Source organism: Paenibacillus sp. sgz302164 (assembly GCF_056120505.1).
Window position 1 is genome coordinate 103293 of the sequence record NZ_JBVYOL010000024.1, and the last position, 9561, is coordinate 112853.

At 47.2% G+C, this 9561-nt stretch carries 11 protein-coding genes; 6 read left to right on the top strand and 5 right to left on the bottom strand.

All coding sequences use genetic code 11. The features are described 5' to 3' along the window. Positions 1 to 197: 197 nt before the first annotated feature. Together AC0LWT_RS30585 and AC0LWT_RS30590 are read left to right on the top strand one after the other, a co-directional pair. The gene (locus AC0LWT_RS30585) at positions 198 to 647 is read left to right on the top strand and encodes an acetyltransferase (RefSeq protein ID WP_474685068.1); all 450 of its coding nucleotides are present in this window, start codon (positions 198 to 200) and stop codon (positions 645 to 647) included. A gap of 18 nt (positions 648 to 665) precedes the next feature. Next, positions 666 to 1220: a GNAT family N-acetyltransferase gene (locus AC0LWT_RS30590; RefSeq protein ID WP_474685069.1), complete on the top strand. Its 555-nt coding sequence runs from the start codon at positions 666 to 668 to the stop codon at positions 1218 to 1220. Between the two features lie 100 nt (positions 1221 to 1320). Here AC0LWT_RS30590 and AC0LWT_RS30595 read toward each other — a convergent pair whose 3' ends face one another. Further along, positions 1321 to 1953: a TetR/AcrR family transcriptional regulator gene (locus AC0LWT_RS30595; protein ID WP_474685070.1), complete on the bottom strand. Its 633-nt coding sequence runs from the start codon at positions 1951 to 1953 to the stop codon at positions 1321 to 1323. A gap of 131 nt (positions 1954 to 2084) precedes the next feature. Here AC0LWT_RS30595 and AC0LWT_RS30600 point away from each other — a divergent pair, with 131 nt between their 5' ends. From AC0LWT_RS30600 to AC0LWT_RS30610, 3 genes are all read left to right on the top strand, one after another. Next, the gene (locus tag AC0LWT_RS30600; RefSeq protein WP_474685071.1) at positions 2085 to 2909 is read left to right on the top strand and encodes an SDR family oxidoreductase; all 825 of its coding nucleotides are present in this window, start codon (positions 2085 to 2087) and stop codon (positions 2907 to 2909) included. A gap of 100 nt (positions 2910 to 3009) precedes the next feature. Beyond that, positions 3010 to 4071, top strand: coding sequence for an MBL fold metallo-hydrolase (locus tag AC0LWT_RS30605; RefSeq protein ID WP_474685072.1), 1062 nt, complete (start codon positions 3010 to 3012; stop codon positions 4069 to 4071). Positions 4072 to 4219: 148 nt separating this feature from the next. Then, positions 4220 to 4744 carry a GNAT family N-acetyltransferase gene (locus AC0LWT_RS30610; protein ID WP_474685073.1) on the top strand — a complete coding sequence of 175 codons (525 nt, stop codon included), beginning with the start codon at positions 4220 to 4222 and terminating at the stop codon, positions 4742 to 4744. Here AC0LWT_RS30610 and AC0LWT_RS30615 read toward each other — a convergent pair. The 3 genes from AC0LWT_RS30615 to AC0LWT_RS30625 all read right to left on the bottom strand — a co-directional run bounded on the left by AC0LWT_RS30615 (position 4646) and on the right by AC0LWT_RS30625 (position 7198). Further along, positions 4646 to 5365, bottom strand: a complete 720-nt coding sequence (locus AC0LWT_RS30615; RefSeq protein ID WP_474685081.1) for an NAD(P)-dependent oxidoreductase — start codon at positions 5363 to 5365, stop codon at positions 4646 to 4648. The two genes, AC0LWT_RS30610 and AC0LWT_RS30615, sit on opposite strands and share 99 nt — an antisense overlap. Before the next feature lie 136 nt (positions 5366 to 5501). Further along, positions 5502 to 6155 carry an expansin ExlX gene (gene exlX, locus AC0LWT_RS30620; protein WP_474685082.1) on the bottom strand — a complete coding sequence of 218 codons (654 nt, stop codon included), beginning with the start codon at positions 6153 to 6155 and terminating at the stop codon, positions 5502 to 5504. 329 nt (positions 6156 to 6484) lie between these two features. Next, complete coding sequence (locus AC0LWT_RS30625; RefSeq protein WP_474685074.1) at positions 6485 to 7198, bottom strand: SDR family oxidoreductase; 714 nt, start codon at positions 7196 to 7198, stop codon at positions 6485 to 6487. Between the two features lie 292 nt (positions 7199 to 7490). On the opposite strand from AC0LWT_RS30625, the gene AC0LWT_RS30630 reads away from it, so the two are divergent. After that, the gene (locus tag AC0LWT_RS30630; protein WP_474685075.1) at positions 7491 to 7829 is read left to right on the top strand and encodes a winged helix-turn-helix transcriptional regulator; all 339 of its coding nucleotides are present in this window, start codon (positions 7491 to 7493) and stop codon (positions 7827 to 7829) included. Positions 7830 to 7901: 72 nt separating this feature from the next. On the opposite strand, the gene AC0LWT_RS30635 is transcribed toward AC0LWT_RS30630, so the two are convergent. Continuing rightward, the gene (locus AC0LWT_RS30635) at positions 7902 to 8921 is read right to left on the bottom strand and encodes a phosphotransferase enzyme family protein (protein WP_474685076.1); all 1020 of its coding nucleotides are present in this window, start codon (positions 8919 to 8921) and stop codon (positions 7902 to 7904) included. Between the last annotated feature and the right edge of the window lie 640 nt (positions 8922 to 9561).

The window sequence follows — 9561 nt, forward strand, 5'->3', positions numbered from 1 at the left end:
ATTTAAACAAAAAATATGTTGTCCGAAAATAAATATTTCCCATAAATTGTCATCAAGTTCCGTTTCGATTTTTGAATAAGGGCTGCTGACCGGGCGCCAGTTCTAAAGCATGGGAGAAATGTGCATTCTTGTTTCCTCCTGGATCAGCGTGTTATGCTTGTTTCACTGAAAGTCGATCGTTTGGAGGAGGAACCTTGATGTCGAACATAATTACCCCATACCAGGAAAGTGATCACGATATATTAGTCGATATTTGGTACCGGGCCGTATGTCGTACCCATACTTTTTTGACGGATTCGGACATCCAATTTTACCGCAGTATAGTTCAAAACGGGGCCTTAAGAGAAGTTGAGATCTGGGTAAGAAGAAACGAAAATAAAGAACCGGCAGGGTTTATCGGACTTGTCGGAACTAAGATCGAGATGCTGTTCGTAGATCCAGAACACCACGGAATGGGAATAGGCAGCCGTTTAATCGAACATGCCCAAAAATTTAAAGGAAGTACTCTCCAAGTTGATGTCAATGAGCAAAACGACGGAGCGTGTGCCTTCTACAAACGGGTTGGATTCGTACAGATCGGCCGGTCGGAATTGGATGGTTCGGGCAAGCCATTTCCATTGCTTCACCTTGAATACAGATCAGTATAGACAGTTAAGAGGATGAGTATGGATATTGTGATTCGGAATTTCGCGGTTGGAGATGAAAATGTCTGGAAGCATATAGACGACAGTTTTACTGTTGATTCTACCCTCGTCCTGTCCTTGACGGATCGAGAGTTCGGATTCACGGTGAAACCAATTCCCGGCTATACAAAAAGTTATTCGGAAGAACGGTTTCAGGAAGCAGAAGATGAGGATTATTCAGACTATATCGATAGCCCGGATCGAATAGTGTACTTGGCCTGGGCCGGGAATCAAGCAGTAGGCCGTATCGTATTGAAACGGAACTGGAACAAATATGCTCTTGTAGAAGACATAGCGGTAGACAAAAATTATAGAGGGCATGGAGTAGGCCGTAAACTGATCGAGCAGGCCAAGCGGTGGGCGAAAAACGGCGGAATGCCCGGAATCATGTTGGAGACGCAAAGCAACAACGTGAATGCGTGCAAATTTTATAAAAGTTGTGGTTTTGTAATAGGCGGGCTTGATCTTAACTTGTATCAGGGTATTGATAAACACAATGATGAGATTGCGTTATTCTGGTATTTGATTTTTGAATAAACTTCATGCACGCCGGAGCGAAAAGCAAGACCTACCGGCCGAAGCCGGTAAGGCGCGAAGCGGTGGCGCATAATAAACGAAGGATTTGGTGAATGTAGTATCACAAATCAGAAAGCAGAAGAAGTATCCCATGGTAACACAAATATTCAAGATCAGGTACAGCGTGGTTAACCTCGACTAGCTGCATGGCCTCAAGTTGTTTTTGCGACAGATGAGATATCGGATACAGCCCAAGAATATACACCGAAAACGCCGAAACGAAAATGGCCTTGTTTTCAGGGGGCGCCTCGGGAAAATATTTATCCAAACTTGCAGCAATAGTGTCCAGAATATAGCTAACCTTTTTGAATTCTGCAAGCTTTTCAACACTGCTGTTGATTTCGAGAACGGAAAAGAGTATGGAAAGCAGCTTCAACATCTTATCGTGCGATAACAAAGTCTTCGTCAGAAAAGTGCTATACTGTTCTTTTGTCATCCTGGCTGTAGTATTCATTACTTCCAGCATCCTGGCCTGCCATCGTAGCAATTCCCGGGCCAGAAGGTCCAGCAATACCTCGTCTTTAGTTTTGTAATAGTTATAAATCGACGGGCGTGTAAAAGAGGTCAGTTCGGAAATTGCCTTAAAGGTTACGCCCTCATATCCGCTTTGACAGAATAATGTGTCGCAGGCATTGATGATTTCTTCCTGTCTGCTGGTTATTTGATCCGGTGTTCTTGCCCTTATAAAATCCATTGTATCGATCTCCTCTTGAGTTATGATAACACATTGTCAATTCATTATTCCACCATAGTTGACATCGTGTAACTTATCCTGTAATCTGATTATTGACGATTCGTCAGTTAATTTCAGAGGGAGGAATTACTATGGAAAAGAAAACAGTTGTTATAACAGGAGCTTCATCTGGTATTGGAAAGGTAACAGCTAAATATTTTGCAGAAAATGGATGGAATATAGCTGCCACTATGAGATCGCCAGAAAGCGAAAATGAATTAACTCAAATTGAAAATGTCAAAATTTACCCCCTTGATGTTACAAAACAAGAAACAATTAATAAAGCATATGAAGATATTTTAAAAGAATTCGGAACGATAGATGCCCTGGTCAATAATGCAGGATATGCTTTATTTGGACCGATTGAAATCTCTACGGATGAGCAAATTCGCAGAGAGTTTGACGTAAATGTATTTGGTTTAATTAATACTACCAGAACATTTTTAAAGCATTTTAGAGAGAATAAAAAAGGTATAATTGTGAATATAGGATCTATGGCGGGTAAAACAACACTTCCATTAATATCAACTTATAATTCTACTAAATTCGCAGTTGAAGGTTTAACAGAATCGTTAAGCTATGAATTAAGTAATTTTGGGATTAAAGTGAAATTGGTAGAACCCGGTTCAATGACAACAGATTTTGCCGGTAGATCTATGGATCATGCAAAATCAGAAACAATAACTGATTATAATGCATATGTTAGCAATTTCTTTAATTTAGCTTCAAGTGAAAATCAGCAAATATCCAGTCCTCCCGAACTTGTAGCTGAAGTAATTTATGAAGCAGTTACCGATGGAACAGATAAACTGAGATACATTGCCGGTGAAGATGCAAAACAAATTATAGCTTTAAGAGAAACTCAAGGCGATGAAGCTTATGTGCAAATGATAAAAGAAAGATTTGCCCTAAAATAGACCAGGGAATTTAGCCAAAGCCGATCGAAGAGCCGGATGGAGAACACGAATTTGACGGAGATAAACGGACTCGTAGATACGGGAGGAGGAGAGCAGACAGGTGAACGATTGGAATCGATCAAATCGAGCCAAGAACGGAAAATTCCAGAACGAAATCCCGGCGATTGTGAAATTTGGGGCAGGAGACCTTGTGTCCATGCTCCTTGAATTTCTATCTCCAAAAACCCAGAGAAGGCCGAAGCAGCCGCTTCCTATTATCTCTCTTCAGCATGACACGCTAAAGGACGGAAAGGACAAGGTCGTCTGGTTTGGACATTCGGCGTCAATGCTTCAGCTAGGTGGCAAGACGATCCTAATCGACCCGATGCTGGGCAAGAACCCGTCGCCGATTCCTTTTTCCCGTAATCGCAGATATAGCGTTAATCTGCCAATCACGATTGAGGAGCTTCCTCCGATCGATATCGTTGTTCTGTCTCACGATCACTACGATCATCTGGATTCTTCCTCCATTCGCAAGCTTATTCCGAAGGCGGGTACTTTCCTCGTTCCGCTCGGAGTCGGCAAGCGAATCCGGAAACGAGGAGCGTCACCAGATGCCGTCATCGAGCTGGACTGGGGGGAAGAACAGATCGTTCAGGGCATTCGCTTCGCTTGCACGCCGGCGAGACATTTCTCGGGAAGAGGGCTGTTCGATCGGGATTCCACCCTATGGTGCTCGTGGGTAATCAAGACGGAGGAGAGAAGTCTCTTCTACAGCGGGGACGGGGGCTACGGTCCTCACTTTGAGCGAATAGGCCGTCAGCACGGACCGTTCGAACTGGCCATTATGGAATGCGGGCAATATGACAAGCGCTGGAGCGGCGTGCATATGCTACCGGAGGAGACGGTGCAAGCGCATCGGGACGTTCAGGGAGGGGTTCTGCTGCCCGTACATTGGGGAGGGTTCACTTTGGCGCTGCATGACTGGAACGATCCCGCAAGAAGGGTATCGGCCGCGGCCGAAGAGCAGAGCATTCCTTACCGGATTCCTAGAATCGGCGAACCGGTCTATCTGGATCAGGTTCCGCTATCGCCGCAGCGGGATTTCTGGTGGCAGGACCTGGAAGGAAGACCGACGAACGCATTCACAAGCGGGAGACAGGCGAGCTCGCAGCCCATATAACGAACAAGGCAGTCCGTCCGATCTTCTTAGACCGCCTGGGCTGCCTTGCTACTTTTTATCAGGAAGGGATTTTTCGATGGAAACATACGTTCCCTATGTGTTATAATCTAAAAACATCAGCCGATAGCGTAAAGGAGCGAGGGATTCGTTGAATCAAACCAATGAATTGCAAGTAAAGATTAAGCCCTGGGCAGATACCGACCTTGCATTGCTGTATCGTATGAATGCACCGGAGATGCTCGAGCACTTAGGAGGTCCGGAGACAGAGGAGCAGGTCCTGAACCGCCACAAACGATACGTTGAGATCGAAGGGAAAGGTACAGGGCGTATGTACAGTATAGTTCTGCTCCCGGAGCTCGAAGCGGTGGGCAACATCGGGTACTGGGAGCGTGTCTGGCAAGAGGAGACTATATACGAGGTAGGTTGGGGCGTCTTGCCGCCGTTCCAAGGAAAAGGAATTGCGGCTAGAGCGGCCGAAGCCGCTATTGCCAGCGCTAGCGCAGAGAAGAAAAGAAGGTATATGCATGCATTTCCGTCCATCGACAATCCGGCATCAAACGCCATTTGCAGGAAACTAGGCTTTATATTGGCCGCCGAGTGCAGCTTCGAATATCCACCGGGGAATTTTATGCGGTGCAACGATTGGAGACTGGATCTTAGTACGATAATTTGAGTCGGGACGATTTATAATCGTTTTAGAGATGCGAACAACCTGGGGAATCCATTTTTTCGAATACCCGCTCATACACGTCCAAAAGTAATCCAGCAAGGCCACGTCAAACGCCGCTGCCCGGCCGGGGGATGTGCCAAGATAGGAAGCAGTACCACCCAAGCTGGCTAATACTGGTTGAGCGGCCTTATAGACGAGCTCCGGTCCATTGTACAAAATGACTGCCGCCGGTGTTCCGATGGTTGGGGTGGGGGACAAAATCGCTCCATCGATATAATCGATTTCTTGCTCGGCAGCCCATGCAAACATTTTGCGGGACCGCACCGGAGAGCCGGCAGTAAGGTTCACGAGCGTTCGCCCTCTTAGGGCGCCCCTTGCGGGCTCGAGGATCGCTTGCACGACGTTGTAGTCTAACACGCAGATGATGACCAGCGGGCTTGTCGCGACAGCTTCAGCGACAGTATTCGCGGGGACGGCGCCCTGCTTAACGAGAGCATCTGCCTTACCGACCGAGCGGTTCCATATTGTCGTTGGGTGACCGCTCTTCAGCAGCGCACCAGCCAGCGCCTGCCCCATCGGACCGAGTCCGATAACCGTCACAGGCGTACGATCCTTATTTTCCATGACAGCATCTGCCGCAACCGATCCTTCATGCTTATTGAGATCTTTTACACTGTCCAAAAGAAATGCCTCCCTTCATTTGTGTTCGACTCTATTCTAAAGGGTTGACATTAGTGTAAAAGTCAATAGTCGGAAATCGTCAATCGGCAAACTGGACATTGCCGGGGACGATGTAAGCTCCCGATGTTCCGTTTTCGGCTAGCCCGGGTATCGTATCCGTCACCGTTCTGCCCTTGATGTCCGTAATGCGAACCTGCAGAGGCTTGGTGCCTAACTGCGTGCCGACGAAATGGTTATAGTCCATTTTCTCCAAATTGATCCAGCTGCCGCCTTTCAAATATTCCAGCTTCATAACAGGGTACTTGTGGTTTCGCACCTGAATGGCGGCCCACCACTGGCTGCTGCCTTCCTTGATTCGATAGGAAAAATTTTCCTGAATCGGGGCTTTGACGACTTTCCACTTGATATTGATTTTGCCGTCGGGGATATTGCCGATCTTGGCGAACGCATTCGGGGAAAGATCAAGAGCACCCGGAGCGCCTTCGGGATATAAATCGGTCACGTAAACGGTCGTTTTCCCTTTCGGGCCTTCAACTTCCAGGTAGGCTCCCGCGAGAGCCACTTTGACGCCGCCATAATTCATGTCGGTCGGATTCAAAGCCGTAATCTCCATCGTTGGCGGGATCGGATCGAGCAGCACGGCACCTCCCGAGTAGCCCGAGCCCGTATAAGTGGCGTAGCCGGTATGCAGATCGTTCCAGGCGGCAAAAGCCGAAAGCGTCGGAACAATCATCAGCGCACCCAAAATAAGAGAGCTCAAGCCTAGTTTTTTTGCCCATTTGCTGCTTTTCATCATTAAATTCCTCCATTCGGTTCGTATTGTGAAAGCGCTCTAAAAACTATTTGTTCAATTTCGCCTTTTCAGGCAGTGCATGCCTCCTTTCACGAATAAAATGGTAAAACATAGGTTTTCTAGTAAATTTATTATTATTTCATCTATCATCTCAGTAATTCTCTGAAAAATCAATAGAATTGTAAAATTTTTCAGATAATTTGTCGAACATAAAAAGCCAGCGCTCCCGCTGCCGAGCGAGAGGCGATGGCTTCTTGTAGCGGCCGCTTTTAAGTCAAAATGTGGCCGCCTTCCACGTGAAGAACGGTTCCGGTCACGAAGCTGTTGCCGAGCAGGTACAGCACGCTTCGCGCGACGTCTTCAGCTTTGCCTACTCGTTTCACGGGGAGCTTGTTTCCTACCGCGGCGTAGAACTGATTGCGGGCTTCTTCCGGCATTTTGCTGCGTGACGGCGTATCGATGATGCCGGGTGAAACGACGTTCACCCTGATTGGCGCAAGCTCCAGGGCCAAGGTTTGGCCCAGATTCGAGACGGCCGCATTGACTGCGCCCAGGGCCGCCGAACCGATCATGGATTTGTAGGCCACAACTCCCGAGAACAAGGTGATGGAGCCGTTAGGCAAAACTTTCGGAGCGCCGTATTTAGCGGCATAAAATTGGCCCCAAAATTTGTTTTCAAACAACTGCCGCGCTTTTGCGGTATCCGTTTCGAGGAACGCTCCGCCGGATGTTTCCGCCGCGGTCACCACAAGATGGTCGAACTCGCCGACGGTTTCGAAGAAGGACTGTACTTGCCCTTCTTGCGTCGTATCCAGCGCATAAGTCTCAGCTTTGGTTCCCAGCTGTTCTTTTGCTTGCAGCAGCTTGTCTTTGGAGCGGCTGGCAATAATCACTTCTGCTCCGAGTGCCGCCGCTTGTCTGGCTGTTTCGAAACCAATCCCCGAACTTCCGCCGATAATGACAACTTTCTGATTGCGCAACATCGCTCATCCTCCTGACTTTGCTTAAAACTTCAACACTTCATTGAGATGCAAGCGAAGCTTTTCAAGGCGTCATGCCAAGGAAGGCTTGCACCATTTTGTCCGTCAAGGCTTTGGTGCAGCGTTCCTACTCCTTCCTGCATATTCCGAGTTGCCGCGATTGGCCTCAATGGTAGTATATATACAGTAAATTCATTTAGGGAAGTAGTGATATTTAATTCATATAATTTCCGAAAATATAGTATTGTGATATGATGGGCTTAATTAGCCCAAAAAAATTCGGGGGGAAGCTTCGATGAGCGATATGGAACCGGTCGAATTGACCAAAGGAACCCCTGGCGAACTTTGTCCCATTGCCAAGGCGTTGGATGTGATTGGGAGCAAATGGACCTTTCTAATCATTCGGGACCTGTTAATCGAAGGGACGATGCGATTCAGCGACCTGCAGAAATCGATGGACGGAATTAGTCCCAAAACGCTTTCGCTCCGTCTTAGAGAACTGGAGGACAACGGGATATTGAGCAGGAAAGTATACCCGGAAGTTCCCCCGCGTGTGGAATATACGTTAACGGACAAAGGAAGACGTTTGGAAGGGATTTTTATCGAATTGAAGCGATTCGGGTTAGGCTTATAGAGGGATGGCAAAAAACCGCCCAACAATCAGGCGGCTAAATCCGGCATGTTAGTCAATCGTGCTTCGAAAATCTCAATCATACCAGTTATTTTGATCGATGGGTTTTAGCTCAACCGCGGGGCGGTAGCTTGCGCGAATCCGGCTGCATGCGGCGAGCAGCTTATCCTTGAGTGCAAGGGCCCACTCCGGCGAGTTGGCGGTATCCATATCCTCGACGCTGCGGAGAAGCCGGGCGAATGTGTAAAGATCCGCAAACTTCCGGAAAATAGGGATGAAGGTCAAACAGTTCTCGTCCAAAGGTTTTATCGAGGCATATCCTGCAAGAAATTGCCGGGTCTTTCGCTCAGATTCCTCTTCGCCCAGTTCAGCGAAATCGGAAAGGGCGCAGGTGATATCCATCATATACCAATGTATCATCGCATCGTCGAAATCAATGACGCAATACCGCTCTTCCGCAGCGACGTAAAAAACATTGTCGGTTTCGAAATCGTAGTGGATCAGCCCTGTATGTCCCTTGCCGGCAGGCAGCTCTGAGAGCAGGTTTTTCAGTCGCTCAAGTTCTTGCCGAAGCCCTGACTCCCGGGGATAGCGCTGTAGTACCGATGATATGAACGCCAGCGCATCCAGCCAGCTTTTTCGCGATGTCTCTCCGGGGGCATACGTTTCGGATAATTGGTGAAGCGAGGCGAGGGATCGGCCCCATTGTTCCAAATGAAGATCCGACATCTGATCAAGCGGGAGATACTGTCCTGCGGCCCGTTCGAAAACAACGCCGTAATAAATCCCGTTTTCGGTCGAAATCGTTTCGATCCAATTGCCGTTCCTGGAGCGAACGGGAGCTGCGACGGCATAACCTTTGTCCAGTAAGTACCGGATAAAATCAAGTTCAGCCTGAATATTCCCCGGCGAGTTATCCTCTTCATGAATGAACCGGAGGAAGTGCCGCGAAGCGTTCATGTCAAAAGTGTAAACGAAATTGCTGCTAGCTCTCCAAAATTTCAATGTACTCTCATCATGATCCCAACGCCGGATCAGTTCTTTGGCAGGAGAGTCATTTTCCAATCCTTGAACCATGTTTCTTAAAAGCATCATACCCGCTAGCCTCCCATTGCCTGATGAGAGGTGTCTATTTAGATGATAATGAACGACCTCTCGCAGGCTTTATCGTATTTTTATTCGTATTCAAACACCATCACTCCTTATAAATCGTAGTAGGAAGCGTATTCCCCAAGTTATATTGTCAGGCCAAGTATTCCGGTACTCAAGGTGCATTTTATATAAAATTGATTATTCCGGGGAGGCTCCTTTTCGGGATTGAATTTCAGCGGCTGACGATCGATTTGGAGCAGCTATGAGATTTATTTTAAAGGAACTTGTTCCTATAAGCGGGAAATTAACATACTATGAAGTTAAACTTTACCAAAGTATAGTATAATCTTTAGGGGGAGTGATACGTTCAGCCACATTGGAACTACAACATGAGTAAAATATGCTCTATAATCATGATTGCGTATGGGTGCAAGCACTGTTGTGTTAGTCTGGCATAAATGAAAAGGGAGCCCCGAAAGGCTCCCTTTATATTTTACTGTAGTGGTTTCAGCGGTGTTGCTTATACATCTTTTGACAGGTACAACCTTGACCTGTACTTTACTTATTAGCCATATTCTAGCAAATGCATCTCTGTTTCTTGAACTGCAATAAAATAGGGGTTCGCACAATTATCGTTGTTCGA